15 protein-coding genes and 1 rRNA gene are annotated in these 16,573 nt (G+C 56.4%); 4 read left to right on the forward strand and 12 right to left on the reverse strand.

The genetic code is table 11. The features are described 5' to 3' along the window. On the forward strand, positions 1 to 781 hold a 781-nt coding region (locus ACWI8T_RS04365; RefSeq protein WP_449138086.1), incomplete at its 5' end, for an FAD-binding protein. A 262-nt stretch (positions 782 to 1,043) separates the two neighbouring features. Here the strand turns inward: ACWI8T_RS04365 and ACWI8T_RS04370 are convergent. The 3 genes from ACWI8T_RS04370 to htpG all read right to left on the reverse strand — a co-directional run bounded on the left by ACWI8T_RS04370 (position 1,044) and on the right by htpG (position 4,123). Beyond that, positions 1,044 to 1,661 (reverse strand): zeta toxin family protein, encoded by a 618-nt coding sequence (locus tag ACWI8T_RS04370; protein WP_417759464.1) that lies wholly within the window; start codon positions 1,659 to 1,661, stop codon positions 1,044 to 1,046. Then, entirely contained in the window at positions 1,662 to 2,057 is a 396-nt protein-coding gene (locus ACWI8T_RS04375) for a helix-turn-helix domain-containing protein (RefSeq protein ID WP_449138087.1), read from the reverse strand. A 137-nt stretch (positions 2,058 to 2,194) separates the two neighbouring features. Then, a complete protein-coding gene (htpG, locus tag ACWI8T_RS04380) occupies positions 2,195 to 4,123 on the reverse strand; it encodes a molecular chaperone HtpG (protein ID WP_449138088.1) in 1,929 nt (642 codons plus the stop codon). Between the two features lie 382 nt (positions 4,124 to 4,505). On the opposite strand from htpG, the gene fucO reads away from it, so the two are divergent. Next, positions 4,506 to 5,666 carry a lactaldehyde reductase gene (gene fucO / locus ACWI8T_RS04385; protein ID WP_449138089.1) on the forward strand — a complete coding sequence of 387 codons (1,161 nt, stop codon included), beginning with the start codon at positions 4,506 to 4,508 and terminating at the stop codon, positions 5,664 to 5,666. Between the two features lie 78 nt (positions 5,667 to 5,744). On the opposite strand, the gene ACWI8T_RS04390 is transcribed toward fucO, so the two are convergent. The 6 genes from ACWI8T_RS04390 to mazG form a co-directional block, all read right to left on the reverse strand. Then, a complete protein-coding gene (locus tag ACWI8T_RS04390; RefSeq protein WP_449138090.1) occupies positions 5,745 to 6,500 on the reverse strand; it encodes a CPBP family intramembrane glutamic endopeptidase in 756 nt (251 codons plus the stop codon). Between the two features lie 34 nt (positions 6,501 to 6,534). Then, entirely contained in the window at positions 6,535 to 6,930 is a 396-nt protein-coding gene (locus tag ACWI8T_RS04395; protein WP_449138091.1) for a (deoxy)nucleoside triphosphate pyrophosphohydrolase, read from the reverse strand. A gap of 7 nt (positions 6,931 to 6,937) precedes the next feature. Next, complete coding sequence (gene dcm / locus ACWI8T_RS04400) at positions 6,938 to 8,209, reverse strand: DNA (cytosine-5-)-methyltransferase (protein WP_449138092.1); 1,272 nt, start codon at positions 8,207 to 8,209, stop codon at positions 6,938 to 6,940. Positions 8,210 to 8,431: 222 nt separating this feature from the next. Beyond that, positions 8,432 to 9,766 carry a Sau3AI family type II restriction endonuclease gene (locus ACWI8T_RS04405; protein WP_449138093.1) on the reverse strand — a complete coding sequence of 445 codons (1,335 nt, stop codon included), beginning with the start codon at positions 9,764 to 9,766 and terminating at the stop codon, positions 8,432 to 8,434. Positions 9,767 to 9,832: 66 nt separating this feature from the next. Then, positions 9,833 to 10,210, reverse strand: coding sequence for a VOC family protein (locus ACWI8T_RS04410; RefSeq protein ID WP_449138094.1), 378 nt, complete (start codon positions 10,208 to 10,210; stop codon positions 9,833 to 9,835). Positions 10,211 to 10,419: 209 nt separating this feature from the next. Further along, positions 10,420 to 11,244, reverse strand: coding sequence for a nucleoside triphosphate pyrophosphohydrolase (gene mazG / locus ACWI8T_RS04415; protein WP_449138095.1), 825 nt, complete (start codon positions 11,242 to 11,244; stop codon positions 10,420 to 10,422). A 122-nt stretch (positions 11,245 to 11,366) separates the two neighbouring features. Between mazG and ACWI8T_RS04420 the strand changes: the two genes are divergently transcribed. Next, positions 11,367 to 12,740, forward strand: coding sequence for an ion transporter (locus ACWI8T_RS04420; RefSeq protein ID WP_449138096.1), 1,374 nt, complete (start codon positions 11,367 to 11,369; stop codon positions 12,738 to 12,740). A 57-nt stretch (positions 12,741 to 12,797) separates the two neighbouring features. Then, entirely contained in the window at positions 12,798 to 14,117 is a 1,320-nt protein-coding gene (locus ACWI8T_RS04425) for a homoserine dehydrogenase (protein WP_449138097.1), read from the forward strand. 153 nt (positions 14,118 to 14,270) lie between these two features. Here the strand turns inward: ACWI8T_RS04425 and ACWI8T_RS04430 are convergent, their stop codons facing one another. The 3 genes from ACWI8T_RS04430 to rrf all read right to left on the reverse strand — a co-directional run. Then, a complete protein-coding gene (locus tag ACWI8T_RS04430; RefSeq protein ID WP_449138098.1) occupies positions 14,271 to 15,275 on the reverse strand; it encodes a hypothetical protein in 1,005 nt (334 codons plus the stop codon). Between the two features lie 153 nt (positions 15,276 to 15,428). Next, entirely contained in the window at positions 15,429 to 16,001 is a 573-nt protein-coding gene (locus ACWI8T_RS04435) for a hypothetical protein (protein ID WP_449138099.1), read from the reverse strand. Between the two features lie 470 nt (positions 16,002 to 16,471). Then, positions 16,472 to 16,573, reverse strand: a 5S ribosomal RNA gene (gene rrf, locus ACWI8T_RS04440); the annotation flags it as partial.

Raw genomic sequence — 16,573 nt, forward strand, 5'->3', positions numbered from 1 at the left:
CATGGGTACCTGGGCTGGTGCGCGCATGCAGCAACACCACGCCCCCATGATTCATCACATGGGCGGCGGTGCCGACATTACGGGCAAAGGTGTTATGGGCATCGATGGCTTCCTGAACATCAATCTCCTCGGGGAGCGATTCATGAACGAAGATGTTCCTGGCCAACAAATAGAAAACCAAATCGAAATGCAGCCGCAGCACAAGACCTATCAGATTTTCGACTCGAAGTGGCCCGAACAAGTCGGAAAATTCGCGCCAGGCCACGGTTGCGTGAATTACTGCCAAAGCGAAGACGAAGCTCCGAAAAACAACCCCGGCGCCGGATTCAACACCCGCAGCGAAGAGTTTGTAGAGAACGCCGTGGCGCAGGGCAATTGCCTTAAGGCCGACACTATCGACGAATTGCTCGCCCAAATGGAAGGCATGGATGTCGATACGGCGAAAAAGACCATCGAGCGATACAACGAGGTTTGCAAATCGGGCACAGACACCGATTTCGGCAAGGATTCTCGTCGTCTGTGGGCGTTGGAAAATCCGCCGTATTACGCCTGTGCGTTCGAGCCCGCCATCATGCTGACATGCGTCGGTGGCCTTGAGTCCGACGAGAATTGCCATGTGTACAACGAGGATCGTCAGATTATTCCAGGCCTTTACGCATGCGGAAATGTTCAGGGCGATCGTTTTGCCGTAAACTACCCCATCTCGCTGAAGGGCCTCTCCGTTGGCATGGCGCAGTTCTATGGCTACATCGCAGGCCAAAACGCAGCCGCCGGCAAATAGCCACTTCTTTTCAGGGGCTCCCACCCTCCCTGGAACCCCTGAAGCCAATAGCGCGACCCCTCATCCATCCAACAGAAGAGTATCGCGAAGCGAAAAGCCCGCCATACCCGAATCTGTTAAATATCCCTATCGGGCTTGGGCATGAAAAAAGCCGGCCGCGAATGCGACCGGCTTTCGGCGGTTGGAGACCAGCAATCAGAGCCAGCAACCGGGACCAACCGAAATCCGCTAAACGCTACGAGCATTAAGCGAGTTGCCTCGACTAAAGCTCACCCCTCCAATTCTCGCGCTGAATAGCCCGCGCGAACCACGAATGGGCCTTCGCTTTTTCGGGTGACCACCAACAGAGCGTCCCATTCTTCCATGCAGCCAAATGAACAAAGCCGTCGGTATTGTCAAGAACCACCGCCTCGTGCGTGTACGACAAAACCTCACCCAGGGCGGAAATGCTCGCAGAGAAACGCCGCTCGACGTCCTCGGGGCGAATATCATGACCCCCAACTTGCACGCGATGGCGAATTCTGGTCAAAGCGACTTCAGGAGAATTCACACCGATATAAAAGAGCCGAACCCTGTACCCCAGCGAATACGCTTTCCGAATGCGCGCCACCGCCGATTTCCCCGCAAGCGTCGTTTCCTGGTTGAATGACCTCATGTGGGCGAAATTATCTCGAACCTGACCAACCGCCTGCTTGCCCGCCCAAAGCTGGTCGGTCGGCGACGACCAGTCCTTTCCCGCGGCGACAATTATTTCATCAGGGTTGATGCGAGGCATGCGCGAATCGATATCGCATTCGCGCCAAAGCCCCGATTGGTAAAACGTCGATTTCCCTGCGCCGTTCACGCCGGCAAACACAACGAGCGTAGGCTGGCTCGCCATTTAGAATGCACCACGCTTCACGAGCTCACGCTGTTTTTGACGCAAAAAGAAATCGGATAGCTCTATATAGAAATCGGCCTCTTCTTGCGTTTTGGCCGACTGAAGAACATCAAGCGGAACGCAGAAGGAAAAGGCCTTCTTGCATTCTTCGAAGAGCTGCGGCAGGTCGCAACGGCTTTCTGCGGAAGATGCCACACACTCGGAATGCAAATCGTCCGACGAGGACGAGGGCCTTCCTGACGACGGATTCTTCAGCAAGCGATCGTAAACCGCGACCTCTGGCAAAACCCATGAGCGCCCAACCTTCGTAGCTTCAAGCGAGCCGTTGGCGATTAACTGCCGAACCCGAGCGGGCGACACTCCCAAAATTTGCGCGCATTCCGAAACAGAAAGCATGGACCTCCCCTTTGAATCGTCCAATAAGAATGTCATCACAATACAAAAACCCTTGCGATACCGCAAGGGTTTTAGAAGTCGCCATGCACTCATAAACCTGCTAAACGCTACGAGCATTTAACGGGTTGAGGGCCAGGCTATTTCATAAGCGAGGCAACCGCGTTCGCGAAGGCAACCGGGTCTTCCAGGGGCATGCCCTCGACGAGCAGCGCCTGGTTGTAGAGCAGGCTCGCGTAGGTCTTCACCTTTTCGGCATCGCCCGCTTCCTGCGCAGCCTTCAACGTGGCGAACACGGGGTGCGCGGCGTTGATTTCGAGCACGCGATCGCTCTTGGGGGCTTCGCCCATGTCGGGCATCTGCGAGAGAATCTTCTCCATCTCGAGCGACACAGGTCCCTCGGCGGTGATGCATGCCGGCGCGGCCTCGGCCGTGGCAAGCTTCGTGGACACCGCAACCTTCGTCACCGAATCGCCCAGAGCATCCTTCATGGCGCCGAACAGGCCTTCGTTTTCCTTCGTGGCGTCTTCGGCGGCCTTCTTTTCGTCCTCGGTCTCCAGGCCCAAATCGCCCGAAGCGACATTCTTCAGCTCCTTGGCCGACTCGCCCTCGCCCCAAGTTTGCATGGTCTGGAACGTGAACTCGTCAACGTCCTGCGTGCACAGCAGCACGTCGTAGCCGCGGTCGAGCACCGAATTCACCACGGGCAGCTTCGCCAAACGGTCGGTCGAATCGCCGGCGGCGTAGTAAATCGCCTTCTGGTCGGTGGGCATGGCGGCGGTGTATTCCTCGAACGTCACCATCTTCTGCTGCTTGGCCGAATAGAACAGCAGCAGGTCGCCGAACAAGCCTTTCTGCATGCCGTAGCTCTGGTAAATGCCGAACTTCAGGCCGCGGCCGAACTGCTCGAAGAACTTCTCGTAATCGTCGCGATGGTTGTCACGCATTTTCTCGAGCTCGCTCTTAATCTTCTTCTCGAGCTTGTTGGCAATGGCGCGCAGCTGGCTGTTGTGCTGCAGCGTCTCGCGCGAAATGTTCAGCTGCAGGTCGGCCGAATCGACAACGCCGCGCACGAAGTTGAAGCAATCGGGCAGAAGCTCTTCGCACTTATCCATGATGAGCACGTTGGAGCTGTAGAGCGCCAAGCCCTTCTTGTAGTCCTTGCTGTACAGGTCAAACGGCGCACGGCTCGGAATGAACAGCAACGCGTCATAGGTAAGGGCGCCCTCGGCATGCACCTTGATCGTGCGCGCGGGATCGGCGAAGTCGTGGAAGTTCGACTTGTAGAACTCGTTGTATTCCTCATCGGTCACGTCAGACTTGCTGCGCTTCCAGATGGGCACCATGGAATTGACGGTCTCGCGCTCGGTGTAGTGCTCGAATTCGGGCTTGTAATCGTCGCCGGCGTCTTCGGGCTTCGGCTTTTCGCGCGTCTTGTCGCAATCCATGGTAATGGGATAGCGCACGTAGTTGCTGTACTTCTTGATAAGGTTCTTCAGGCCCCACTCGGAAAGGTACGTGTCATATTTTTCCTCGTCGGTATCGTCTTTCAGCGTGAGGATGATATCGGTGCCGTTCCCGGCGCGCTCGGCTTCCTCGATGGTATAGCCCTCAACGCCGTCGCTGACCCATGCCCACGCCTCATCGCTGCCGAACGCGCGGCTCACGACGCGCACCTCTTTGGCGACCATGAATGCGGAATAGAAGCCCACGCCGAACTGGCCGATGATATCCACGTCGTCGCCCTGGGCCTTGTCGTTTTCGGTCTTGAACTCGAGCGAGCCGGAATGGGCGATGGTACCCAGGTTCTTCTCGAGCTCGTCTTTGGTCATACCGATGCCCGAATCGCTCACGGTAACGGTGCGCGCATCTTTGTCGAACGACACGTGAATGGCCAGCTCATCTTTGGAAAGCTTCACGTCGGTATCGGTGAGGCTCTTGAAATAGAGCTTGTCCACGGCGTCGGACGCGTTGGAGATAAGCTCGCGCAGGAAGATTTCCTTATTCGTGTAAATCGAATTGATCATGAGGTCGAGCAGCTTTTTACTCTCTGTCTTGAACTTCTTCATTGGGGCCATGCCTTTCTATGTTCCTGCCGCCCAGCGGCTTGTACCCTGGTAATCGCCGTATCGCGCAAGGCGGCGCAGGCGATGGGCCCGCGTTCGCACGTGGCGGCGGCGATTATTAGCACTCAACGTACTCGAGTGCCAAAACAGGATTGTAGTTCGCCGCCCGCGAGTGTCAAGCAAGCCCACGCGAGCGTCACGCGATGTTGACGTTTCGTTGCAAAAAGCCTTTCCCGATCGGGCTGGCAATTCGAAAACGACGTCATTTTCGGCCTCGCCCAACGAGCAAACGAGTATCTTGTTCTTACAAGCAATCGGGCACGCCAAAGGGGACGCGCCGCAAACGCAACGCGCAACGGCAGCCCGTCGACACAAGGAGGCAGCTATGGCGAATCGCTTCGTTTTGAACAACATTTCCTATCACGGAGCAGGCGCAATTCAGGAAATTCCCGGCGAAATTGCCCGCCGCGAGTTCTCGAAAGTGTTTGTGGCAACCGACGCCGACCTGGTGCGTTTCGGCGTCACGAAAAAGGTAACCGACGTGCTCGATGAAGCGGGCATCGCGTGGGAGATGTTCAGCGACATCAAGCCGAACCCCACCATCGAAAACGTGCAGGCGGGTGTGGCGGCTTTCAAGGCCAGCGGCGCCGATTGCATCGTGGCCGTGGGCGGCGGCAGCGCCATGGATACCGCGAAGGGCATTGGCATCATTGCCACGAACCCCGAGTTCGCCGACGTGGTAAGCCTTGAAGGCATCGCACCTACCACCAAGCATGCCGTGTTCACCATCGCCGTACCCACCACCGCTGGCACCGCGGCCGAAGTCACCATCAATTACGTGATTACCGACACGGAAAAGGAGCGCAAGTTCGTCTGCGTCGACGTGAATGATATTCCTGAAGTTGCCGTAGTCGACCCCGAAATGATGGCGACCATGCCCACGAGCCTCACCGCCGCCACCGGCATGGACGCGCTCACGCACGCGATCGAGGGCTACACCACCAAGGGCGCGTGGGAGCTTTCCGACATGTTCCACCTGAAGGCGATTGAGCTCATCTCGAAGAACCTGCGCGACGCGGTGGCCGAAGCGAAAAGCGGCGTGCCCGCGAGCGGCCGCGAAGGCATGGCGCTCGCCCAATACGTCGCCGGCATGGGCTTCTCCAACGTGGGCTTGGGCATCGATCACTCCATGGCGCACACGCTTTCGGCGCACTACGACACGCCGCACGGCGTTGCCTGCGCGATGCTTCTGCCTATTGCGATGGAATTCAACAAGCCTGTCGTCGTCGATCGCTTAGCCGATGTGGCTCGCGCGATGGGCGTTGACACCGCGGGCATGAGCACCGAAGAAGCCGCCGACGCCGCCATTGCCGCTGTGCGCCAGCTCTCTGAAGACGTCGAAATTCCCAAGACGTGCGCGGGCTTGGTCGAAGGCGACCTCGAGCAACTGGCCAGCGACGCCATGGCCGACGCGTGCTTCCCGGGGAATCCGCGCGAAGCCGACCACGACCAGGTGGTCGAGCTCTTCCGCAAGATCATGGCGTAAGGAAAAACGGTCCCTATACGGGAAGGAGCCCGCAATCATTCTGCGGGCTCCTTCTTTTTTTTCGATCTATTTTGCGCGCTACTCTTTGCGATTGGCGCGCTCGTTTTCTTCGCGGCAAATTTCCTCATACATATCGAGCATCACGCTTTGCGGAACCTCGCCAAAGAAGTAGTCATCCTCGTTCACCATGCGCGATCCCTCGATTTCAATATCGATGGTGTCGTACGCCGCATGGGCAAGCGCGACCACCGCATAGCTGCCGGTGACTGCAAACGCGACGCACATCACAAGAGACATCGCCACGCACACCAACAGCGTGTACCAATCGCGATATTCCTCGTGCGCATATACGAAAACAGCGGTGGAAATAACGATTGCAGCAATAACGGCAATTTTGGCGGGAATGAACAGGCCCAAAAGCACGGCCACTCCGCCCACCAGCACGAAGCGGAACAAAAGCTCCTCGGCAAAGCCCGCCGCGGCCATGCCTGCAAACACGGCATACGAATCGATACGCGGAATTTCGCCATTGAGGCCGCGGCGGCTTGCGATGATGCTCAACCTGCCCGACGTCGTGTGCGACGCGACGAATTCGATGGCGTGGGCAACAGCGAGAGCGATCACGGTCACGACAATAGCCGCCACGATGGTATCAATGGCAGAAAGTTTCATGCACGACAGCGCGATTTCGTGCGCCCATCCAAACCCAATGATCGAACCGAACCAATCGCCCGAAGCAATTCCGCTCGCGATCATGGAGCCAACAACGCCGATGAGCAGCAGCAAGCTCTCCAACGCAAGCATGTTCGAAATTAGGCAATTTTGCTCGCCCATGTCGAGCGGATATTTTTCTCCAGGGAAAGCCAACTTAGGAAAGCACTCCTTTAGCCTCAAGGGCATGAACGACTTCAATATCGGCGGGCAGCCAATCGACCGAGCGAAGATTCGCCGCATCGAGCCACTTCGCCGCCGAATGCTCCAGCAAATGCAAATGCCCCTCCACGATGGAGCACAGGTAGCACCCCATGGACAGATGGAACGCAGGATAATCGTATTCTACCTGGTACACGAACGAATCGACCGAAACCGTCGTTTCGAGCTCTTCGCGAATCTCGCGAACCAACGCCTGCTCTGGGGTCTCGCCCGGCTCGACCTTACCGCCGGGAAATTCCCACCCGCCAGCGAACTCGCCATACCCGCGTTGAGTCGCGAACACCTTGCCGTCATGCACAATGACGGCCGCAACGACGTTGATTGTTTTCATGTCTCTCCTACGAAACGGCCTGTTCGCCAGCACGACGAGCGATTTCCTCGGCGATTCGATGGACGATGCTCACCACCAGAGCGTTGCCCATGCAAAACGCGCGGCGTCCGTCGGTCATGCCGCTATTCGTCCATCCTTTCGGAAAAGTCTGCAGCTGGTCAAGCTCATCGGGAACCAAGCGGCGAACACGTCCGTCTTGCGCACGCACCGCGTGCTTTGTGCGAGACGCGCCGGCCCCGCCCTCGCTCGTCAGAATGGTGCGAGAAGGCTTATCGGCCGGATCCGGAAACGCCATTCCACCTTCCGAGTACATATAGGTAAAGCCAGAAGCGTGGGTGCGCTCCTCCTTCTTTCCGCCCTTGAAATACTCCCAGCGCTCGAGCTTGCTGCCGTCAATAAAATACGACTCAGGAACGTCGGAATCATCAACGAGCACATCACCCAAAGTCTCGAATGGGCCGTGATAATCGGCAGCTACCTCAGCCGTATACACCTCGCCATCTTGCATGGCGCCAGCCTTATAGAACGGCGACACTTTAAGGCCCTTGCCGAAATTCTCGCTAATCTCGTAGGGCTCGCCTTCGATATGAAGCGTATTTTGTTTCGTCGCGGCCGGCACGATAGGCAAAGCGCTCGCCATGACGCCATTCCGCAAAACTCGTTCTTCAAGGTTCCAGAGCTCAGCGTTTTTCTGCGCAAAGATGTACACGCGGCGGCGGCGCTGTGGCGCGCCGTAATCGGCTGAATTCACCACACGCCACTCAACCGAATAGCCTTGCTCGTTCAAACAAGCAAGCATAATTGCGAAATCGCGGCCACGCTGCGAGGCGGGCGATTTAAGCAAACGGTCAACATTCTCGAACAGGGCATACTTCGGCGAGCATAGATACAAAAAACGATAAATCTGCCACCAAAGAACGCCTTTTTTGCCCTCGATTCCGTTCGCCTGGCTCAAAGGACGAGCGACAGAATAGTCCTGGCACGGAAAACCGCCCACGACCATATCGTGCTCAGGAATCTCCATTTCACCAGCTTCGACCTGGTCAAGAACCTTTTCGATGTCTTCGTTTACCAGCGAGTCCTCGCCGAAGCGGAGCTTGTAGCAGTCGGCGGCAAATTGCTTCGTGGCGGTTCCGGGAGGCTCCCATTGATTAGCCCAAATCGTTTCATAGGAGCCTGCGGCAGGAAGATGCCAACCATGGCTCTCGTCGTCGTAGCCATCCAAGGCAAGGCGAAACCCACCCACGCCAGCGAAAAGCTCGGCAACACGAATAGTCATATCGAAACCCCGCATCTAGGTCAAATTTAGCCCAAATTCAAAAATCAATATTTTAGGCGGAGCAACGGCCTCACGTCACCAGAGTTGAAGCAAGATCAAAAATCACCATTCAACGAAATCAATACCCACGGTCTTTGAGAAGTTTTTCGATGACTTCTTTATCGAGCCAGAAGCTCTGTTTCGTCATCGCGCGGCCATCGGGCAATTCACTCGCATCCTTTGTCACATTCCCGATTTCAATCCCATCCGCAAAACGATACGCCCGTTGCGAAGCATGCGGTCGAACATGAGCGATGTGATTGTAATCGGATCCGGGCAGATCATTTTCGACGGTTGGATAGCCATCCTTACAGTAAGGCATGCATTGGATAAACTCGACGCCTCTTTCACCACGCGCCTCGCCTCCCTCCACGTTGCTTCAGCAGAATCGACCATTTCCACCGGCATCGACCAGAATTCGCAACCACGTAATTCGTAATCGCCCGAATCGTTCTTCTTAAACACTACGAAGAGAAACTTTGAGTTGCACACCTTGCCGAATTCGGAATCTTCCCATTCCGTTTCGGCAAGCAAATCGGCAAATTCAAACGCGGGGAATGAAACATGCTCCCGTATTCGCCCGTTACACTCGAGGCGAATAGTCTTAACGATTATGCCCGCCTTCGAAAACTCGGCAATCTCATTTTCCCGGCCAACCCCGAGCATCGCTTTCGTCAGCAGGGCGTTGAAGTTCTTACTCCCAGGATTCAAGCCAAATCGGTCGCCAAGGCCGATATTAGTCATACCAGCATATTCCCCAATTCGCGCCTTTACCAGGTCTTCAAGGCTCATCGATTCTTCGCCGCGACGACGCATAATCGATTCGAGGCAAATGTTCTTGTCATAAAACGCCGTCATATACGACGATTTCAGCGCGAACGCGCGTTGCTTCGCCATAATGTCCGAATACGGCTGCTTTCGAACCGTTTTGGCACTTGCGCCCTTTGTACACGCTTCCAGGTAATTCGTATCGCCGCCCGATATTTCATGGGCAAGGCCAGCTTTCACTTTCGCGACAATGGTTTCCCAGTCATCGTGAATTACCGCCATGTCTTCCAGGGGAATCATCGGCGTTCCAACGAACTCGAATTCATAATCGAATTCGTCCTTTTCGGACTCATGCAGAAATGTAATGAGCAACATGTCGTCCATTTTGCTCCGAACAGTTGAGCTCTCCCACGTCTCATCCACAAGCGTACAATAATCGATCATAGTCAGAACAAGACGCTCCTTCGCCGAAAGCGTCTTATCCTTTTTCCGTTTAACTGGGTTCGTTTTTAATTCAAGACCAACTTCGGGGAAATCGGGCTCTTGCGCAGAGTTCGGTTCATATTCGAAATAGCAATACTCAATCGCTTGACCAAGCTTGCCCTTGTTCCCCTTCTTGCTCGAAAACGAATCGACATCGCACGATTCGCGCAACGTATGCCCAACAAGCTTCTGCGCATACTCGACAATCGATTCCCGATTAGCGGGATCATACGGAAGCTCCTCACGAGGAACGCGATACTGAACCATTGAATATCCCCCTCCAACAACTATCTTCATGCATTATCGGATAGGGCCAGTCTTCTCGCAAATCGCCTAGTCCCACAAATCGCTGGGCACGATTTCCAGGCAGCAGCCGTCGGGGTCCTCGATGAAATAAATGCCATCGCGGCCAAGCTCATGGCACACGCAATCCATTTCGTCATGCAGAAGACGCGCCGCATCGACGTCGTCGACCGCAAACGCCAAATGCGTATCATTGCTCCCGTTGTCGTACGCTTCGGTGCGATCGCTTTCCCACACGAGCTCGAGCTCGAAATCGGTGGTGTCATTTCCTATGTAGACAATCTTGCGAGAGCCTTCTGCGCGAGTAATCTCGCGAACCACCTCAAGCCCGAATGCGCGTTTGTAGAACGCGAGCGATTTTTCCAAATCGAGCACGTGAATGCACCGATGAATCATTTTCGCCTTCATGGGAAGCCTTTCTCCCGCAACTCCCACCAGTCGCCATTACGGCTTATGGATAATTGTTACAGGATGCATATCATTTCGCATGCGGGAAACACCCAAACTGGAGTATTTATCCGCAAGCGGCACGCAAGCCCCGCTCCGCAACCGCCCACAGCCACAACAGCGCCACCGTCGGCCCCGCGCCAGAAGGCACGCTCGATTCCAAAACGCGCTTAAGCCTCGCAATCCCCCACAGCCGCACGCTCATGCGCCTTCGCCTGCTGCCACAATTCCTCTTGCTCGTCGGTCGAAAAGTCTTCGAGGCGCTCGCCACGCGCCCATGCCGCGCCTTCCATAAAGCTCCAACGACGACGGAATTTCGCGCACGTCGCGCGCAACGCATTCTCGGCATCAACGCCATTCCAGCGCGCCACATTCACGAGCGCGAACAGAATGTCGCCGAATTCAAGCTCGCGATCTTCAGGTGTTTCGGCTTCCTTGAATTCCTCGATTTCCTCCGCGACTTTCGCCCACACGCCCGCCTCGTCGGGCCATTCAAAGCCCACGGCGACCGCCTTGCGCGAAATCTTTTGCGCCTGCATGAGCGCCGGAAAACTCGTGGGCACGCCGTCGAGAAGGCCATCGGGCTTTTCCGCACCAGCCGCCTCACCTATCGCCGCTTCGCGCTCGCGCATTTTCACGGCATCCCAAATATCGGTCACTTCTTCAGACGTCGAAGCCTGCACTTCCCCAAAAATATGCGGATGTCGACGTACCATTTTCTCGTTGATGTCGCGGCACACGTCATCGATCGTGAACTCGCCCGCATCAGCCGCGATTTGGCTTTGCAGCACCACCTGCAGCAACACGTCGCCCAGCTCTTCGCGTAAATGGGCCGCATCGTGCGCCTCAATGGCGTCGACGGCCTCGTAGGCCTCTTCAATCATGTTATGCGCAATGCTCGCGTGCGTCTGCTCGCGATCCCACGGACACCCATCGGGCGCGCGCAGCTTCGCAATCGTTTCAACGAACGCATCGAATTCCGCATGGTTTGCCATTGCCGCACCCTTTCCGCAATAAAAATCAAAACCTCTCGGATTATAGAAGACCAGCCTAATCAAGTCAGTCGAACACTTCACCATAGGCTACACTTCAATCATCCATTCGAAGAAAGCGCCCTATGAGAACCAGAATCTTCCAAATCGTGCAAATCGCGCAGAAAGACGACCGCGCGAGCCGCCTCTACGACATATTCCTGGTCGCCGTCGCGTTTGCGAGCATCGTTCCGCTCATGTTCCACGTCGACCGGCTTCCCGGCGCTTGGCAGTTCGCGTTCACCGCGCTCGATTTTGTCACGGTATACATCCTGTTCTTCGACTACCTGCTGCGTTGGATCACCCATGACATAAAAGAAGGTCGCCGTGGCGATTGGAAAGCTTTCGTGAAATACCCGTTCACGGCAACCGCGCTCATCGACCTCGCCGCCATTCTGCCCTCGCTTGGCGTTTTGCCCGCGAGCTTCATGTTCCTTCGCGCGCTGCGCGTGGTGCGTATCATGCGCTATTCGCGCCGTCTTGCCGTTATCGTCAACACATTCGCATCGGAGCGCCGCACGCTCACCCTCGCACTCGTGCTGGTGGGCCTGTATGTGTTCATGGTGGCGCTTCTGATGTTTTGCAACGAGCCCAGCACCTTCGACACATTCATCGACGCTCTGTATTGGGCAGCGGTCACCCTCACGACTATCGGCTACGGCGACCTTACGCCCACGACGGAAACGGGCAAAGTCATCGTTATCGCGGCATCGATCGTGGGCATTTTGGTAATCGCGCTTCCCGCCGGCATCATCACGGGCAGCTTCCTCGACCAACTGCGCCAAATCGGCGAGGACCGCGAGCGCTATTTCGAGGCGAATTCCTTCGCGCGCATGCATGCGTCGAGCGGCTTCAAGGCGACGCCCGCGTCAATTCGAGTCTATTTCCAGAAGAACCCGCGCGTCGGAAAATATCTCGTATATATGGCGGCATTCACCCTGCTCGATTGCGTCCTGTATGGCGCGACGTCTCTTCTGGGTTTTCCCGTATGGCTCGACACCACGGGCACGGCGCTTGCGGCATTCGCGCTCGAACCTGCGGCGGGCTTCATTGTTGGCTTCGTCCACAGCCTCATTCTGGCGCTCGTCAACGGAAACGCAGGTAATTTGCTGTTTTATGGCGAATGCGCCGTGGTGGTTCTTATCTACGGCGTTTTCCTGCGCGCCTGGCGAGCAAAGCTCGGCGCGTTTCGTGCAGCGATGTGCGCCGTGCTCGTCATCGCAGTTCTGCAGTCGGCGATTTCGCTCGCCCTTAGCGACATGCTCGCCTACGGAGTGATCACCACACCGTTCGAAATTGCCTACGAAAATTACTTCACGGGCATCGGAATGCCCCAGGCGGGCGCGCACATTATCGCAACGTTCATCGATCGCGTGCTCGATGCCACGGCTGTTTTGGCACTCGTCACCGCAATGCATTCAGCTGCTCGTTTTTTGCACTTGCCGAATGCGGGTCGCTAATACGTACATATGAGCGACAATAGGCGAAACACGAACTCCGAAGATAAGGAGGCGCGAATGCGCAGCGTCAACATTGGCATTATTGGTTTGGGAACTGTCGGTGGAGGCGTAGTGCGCCTTATTCAGCGCCACCACGACGATTACGTCGAGCACTACGGCATCGACCTTCAAATTAAGCGCGCATGCAGCCGCAACGACGCAGAAGCGAAGAATCTCGGCATCGAAGATATCTTCACCACCAACTGGCAAGATGTTACGAGCGACCCCACTATCGACATCGTGATCGAGCTCATTGGCGGCGAACACCCCGCAACCGAAATTTTCGAGGACGCGTTTGCGCACGGCAAGCACGTGGTTTCCGCGAACAAGGCACTGCTCGGCCGCCATGTCGAGCACCTGGCCAAACTCGCAAACAGCCACGGCGTGCAAATTAAGTGCGAAGCCGCCGCAGCTGGCGGCATTCCCGTGGTGAGCGCGCTCGAGCACGACCTGGTCGGCAACGAAATTCTCACTATTGCCGGCATTATGAACGGCACCACGAACTACATTCTTTCGCGCATGGCCAACGAAGGCCTGGGCTTTGATGAAGTGCTCGCCGACGCGCAGCGACTGGGTTACGCCGAGGCCGATCCCACGGCCGACGTCGACGGCTTCGATGCCGCTTCGAAAATCGCGATTCTCGCCTCTATCGGCTTCCGCACGCGCGTGAATACCGACGACGTGTTCATACAGGGAATTCGCAACATTTCCGCTACCGATATCGAAATGGCGCGCCAGTTCGGCTACGTCATTAAGCTGCTCGCCATTGCACGCAACACCGAAAGCGGCGTCGACGTGCGCGTGCACCCCACCATGATTCCCGCGACGCACCAACTCGCGAGCGTGTCGGGCGCCATGAACGCCGTGTTCATCGTTGGCGACGCCGTGGGCGAGACCATGTTCTACGGCGCAGGCGCGGGTTCTTTCCCCACCGCAAGCGCCGTAGTAGGCGACGTGATGTCGCTTGCCGACCATATCGCGCACGGCAAAGAAGTCATTCCTGAGAGCGAGCCTTTCGGCCACAACCTCGCCATTCGCGACATCGCCGACTTGGAGACGCGCTACTACATTCGCCTTACCGTGGCCGACAAGCTCGGCGTGCTTGCGGAAACCACCAAGGTGCTTGCTGACGATGGCATTTCCATTTCGGACATCAATCAGACGAAATCGGAAGACAACGAAGCCTGCACCCTCATTTACATGACGCATGCCGCCAAAGAACGCGACATCGAGAAGGCACGCGCCGACCTTGAGGCGCTCGATTCCGTGAAGGCCGTTTCTTCCGTCATTCGCATCGAGAACATCGAAGCCTGGAACGAAGGCGCATTCGACAACTAGTCCTTCCGTCTTGCACAAACGAAGACCCAGAGCAAAGGAAAACCCGCTTTCGCGGGTTTTCCTTTTTGGCCCCCATAGGCCGATATCAGGACCAGCTAAACGCCACGATGCCAGCCCTTTACCACCATTGCGGGGAAATCATCTTGAAGCGACTTACTTCAGAACAACGTTTTCCATCATGGGCAGGGCATCGTCCCACGTGATGCCATTGTCGAAGAACATATGCACGGTCTTGCCGCACGGAGCCTTCGCGTACATATACACGGTGCCGGTTTCCGCGGTATAACGCGTCCAGGTGACACCCTTCACATCGACTTCGTCGAGAACACCCTTGCCGCTGTAGTTGCCCTGAATGGCTTCGGCTTCAGCCAAAGGCTCGCGAGACATGATCTTGGTCTGGAAACGCTTGGTCGAGCCGTCGGGGTTGAATACAGCGGAGCCGCGATCGTCATTGGTTTCGACAAGCGCCCAACCCTTGGCAGCCGTCACGCTATACGCGCTGTAATCGACGCCGCCCTTTGCCGCAATGGCTTCGGCTTCAGCGTTTGCGGCCTTCATCTCGTCGGTCATGCCATCGGTGGTATCAAAATGCATCACACCGCAGTTCTCGTTGGTGGCGACATTGCCGAAGAATCCAACAGAAATGGGTCCGTAATAATTGTCTTTAGTGTCCCAGAAGTAGACCCACTCGATGCTTTCACCAGGTTCGATAGAGGGGTCGCCTTCAATTTGGGCGCCTTCGCTTAGGCCTTCAGGCTTATTGAGGTCGAAAGAAAGCAGGCCCTTGGCCGACCCATGGAACGTAGGATCGGTCGCCTCAAGCTCGCCAAAGGCGGCGATTGCACCGACCGTGGTCTTCTGCTTAGCCTTCTCATTATTGTTCGTAATCTTTACGCGCAGATAGAAACCATCCTGCTTGTAAACATCGCCGCGATAATAGGTGCCATCAGCGAGGGATTCAATCGTGAACCCCATCACCTCGACTTTCTGGGATTCGTAGGCCTTCTGCTCTGCAGGAGTCTCGCCGCCCGACTCGCCCTGCGTGCCGTCGGTTGATCCCCCGCCGCATCCAACCATAGTGCATGCAAGCGCGGCAGTAAGCACAACCGCGGGCATGCCGAACAGCACCTTCTTCGTTATGGGCTTCATCATTTCCATCACTCCCCTTCACCTTACAGCCTAGAACGGCGCCCTCAAACTCAACCCATCCAACCCTGAATTCACAATAGGAAAGAGCCTTAGCACCGAGGCATCTGACGCGATCCAAACGCATTCCCCATGCCTAAAATGCATGCTCGCCCAGGCGCTTGCTTACTTCACAACGATGTTTTCAACCATAGGAACGGCGGCGTCCCACCCGATTTGCCAGGCAATCGTCACATTGACTGTACGACCACTCGAAGACGCGCCAAGCAGACGCACGCTGTTGTCGGGCATGGTGAAACGAGTCCACGTCGTGCCATTGGTCTCTACCTCGTCAACAACACCCTTGTTGTCGAAAACGCTCTGCAGCGACTCAAGCGTGGTCGGAATATCACGATTCTCGGTACGAACCGACAGAACATGCTGCGATCCCTCGGGATAGAACTTGGCTTCCTGGCCATACTTATCGGGATCTACGAGCTCCCACCCATCGGCAGCCGTTGCGCTGAACGACTCACAATCGATTGATGTTTCCTTTTCAGGAGCGGCCTCAGGGGTCGCCTCGGGCTCGGCTTTTGAAGCATTTTCCACCTCTTGAGCGGCGGGAGCGGTATCGTTTGCCTCGTTTTTCGCTTCGTCATTTGCACCGCCACCGCAACCGCCCAACGTGCACACGAGTGCCGCAGACAATGCCACCGTCGGCACGCCGAGCACTACTCTCTTCGTCATGGATTTCATCATCTACATCACTCCCCTTCACGTCGCGATTACGATGTGCAATTCGCTTGAGCAAAGACCTCGCTCTTTGCTTCGTACTGTAATTGTGAGCGATAAAGAATCATTTTCGAAGCACTCTGCGGCTCATAAAGCACGCGAGCAGGGCTCCCAGCGGCCCAAACAGCCCATAGCAAGATGGCTCCAAGTCACGAAAACTGGACCGGCGCTCATAAGCTCGTGAGATAGCGACCTGTTAAATGCTCGTAGCGTTTAACAGGTTCCAGGGAAGACGGGCGAGAGCCAGGAGCAGGAGGGACGGAGCCTAGAGAAGATGCCGAAGCCCATGCGGAACGCGACCTGCTAAACGCTGTGAGCATTTAACAGATCGAAGGCCCGTCCGGGCTTCGGGCCAAAAACGAAGAAAGGGGCCGCACGGCCCCCCCCCCAAACAGAAAAAGGGCCCGAAGGCCCTGGAAATGCGGAAGCGCCCTGCATGAGCGCGACGCCCTGTCCTCCCGCAGCCTGGCGCTGCAGTACTTTCGGCGAAGGCGGGCTTAACTGCCGAGTTCGGAATGGGATCGGGTGATCCCCGCCTC

The organism is Slackia sp., assembly GCF_977041755.1.

What these genes read in the sequence shown, in the direction of transcription:
- fucO (WP_449138089.1), top strand. Translation starts at nt 4,506, where the DNA reads ATGGCGAATCGCTTCGTTTTGAACAACATTTCCTATCACGGAGCAGGC.
- ACWI8T_RS04370 (WP_417759464.1), bottom strand. Translation starts at nt 1,661, where the DNA reads ATGGCGAGCCAGCCTACGCTCGTTGTGTTTGCCGGCGTGAACGGCGCA.
- ACWI8T_RS04395 (WP_449138091.1), bottom strand. Translation starts at nt 6,930, where the DNA reads ATGAAAACAATCAACGTCGTTGCGGCCGTCATTGTGCATGACGGCAAG.
- ACWI8T_RS04410 (WP_449138094.1), bottom strand. Translation starts at nt 10,210, where the DNA reads ATGAAGGCGAAAATGATTCATCGGTGCATTCACGTGCTCGATTTGGAA.
- ACWI8T_RS04425 (WP_449138097.1), top strand. Translation starts at nt 12,798, where the DNA reads ATGCGCAGCGTCAACATTGGCATTATTGGTTTGGGAACTGTCGGTGGA.
- ACWI8T_RS04435 (WP_449138099.1), bottom strand. Translation starts at nt 16,001, where the DNA reads ATGATGAAATCCATGACGAAGAGAGTAGTGCTCGGCGTGCCGACGGTG.
- htpG (WP_449138088.1), bottom strand. Translation starts at nt 4,123, where the DNA reads ATGAAGAAGTTCAAGACAGAGAGTAAAAAGCTGCTCGACCTCATGATC.
- ACWI8T_RS04390 (WP_449138090.1), bottom strand. Translation starts at nt 6,500, where the DNA reads ATGGGCGAGCAAAATTGCCTAATTTCGAACATGCTTGCGTTGGAGAGC.
- mazG (WP_449138095.1), bottom strand. Translation starts at nt 11,244, where the DNA reads ATGGCAAACCATGCGGAATTCGATGCGTTCGTTGAAACGATTGCGAAG.
- ACWI8T_RS04420 (WP_449138096.1), top strand. Translation starts at nt 11,367, where the DNA reads ATGAGAACCAGAATCTTCCAAATCGTGCAAATCGCGCAGAAAGACGAC.
- ACWI8T_RS04375 (WP_449138087.1), bottom strand. Translation starts at nt 2,057, where the DNA reads ATGCTTTCTGTTTCGGAATGCGCGCAAATTTTGGGAGTGTCGCCCGCT.
- ACWI8T_RS04405 (WP_449138093.1), bottom strand. Translation starts at nt 9,766, where the DNA reads ATGGTTCAGTATCGCGTTCCTCGTGAGGAGCTTCCGTATGATCCCGCT.
- dcm (WP_449138092.1), bottom strand. Translation starts at nt 8,209, where the DNA reads ATGACTATTCGTGTTGCCGAGCTTTTCGCTGGCGTGGGTGGGTTTCGC.
- ACWI8T_RS04430 (WP_449138098.1), bottom strand. Translation starts at nt 15,275, where the DNA reads ATGGAAATGATGAAGCCCATAACGAAGAAGGTGCTGTTCGGCATGCCC.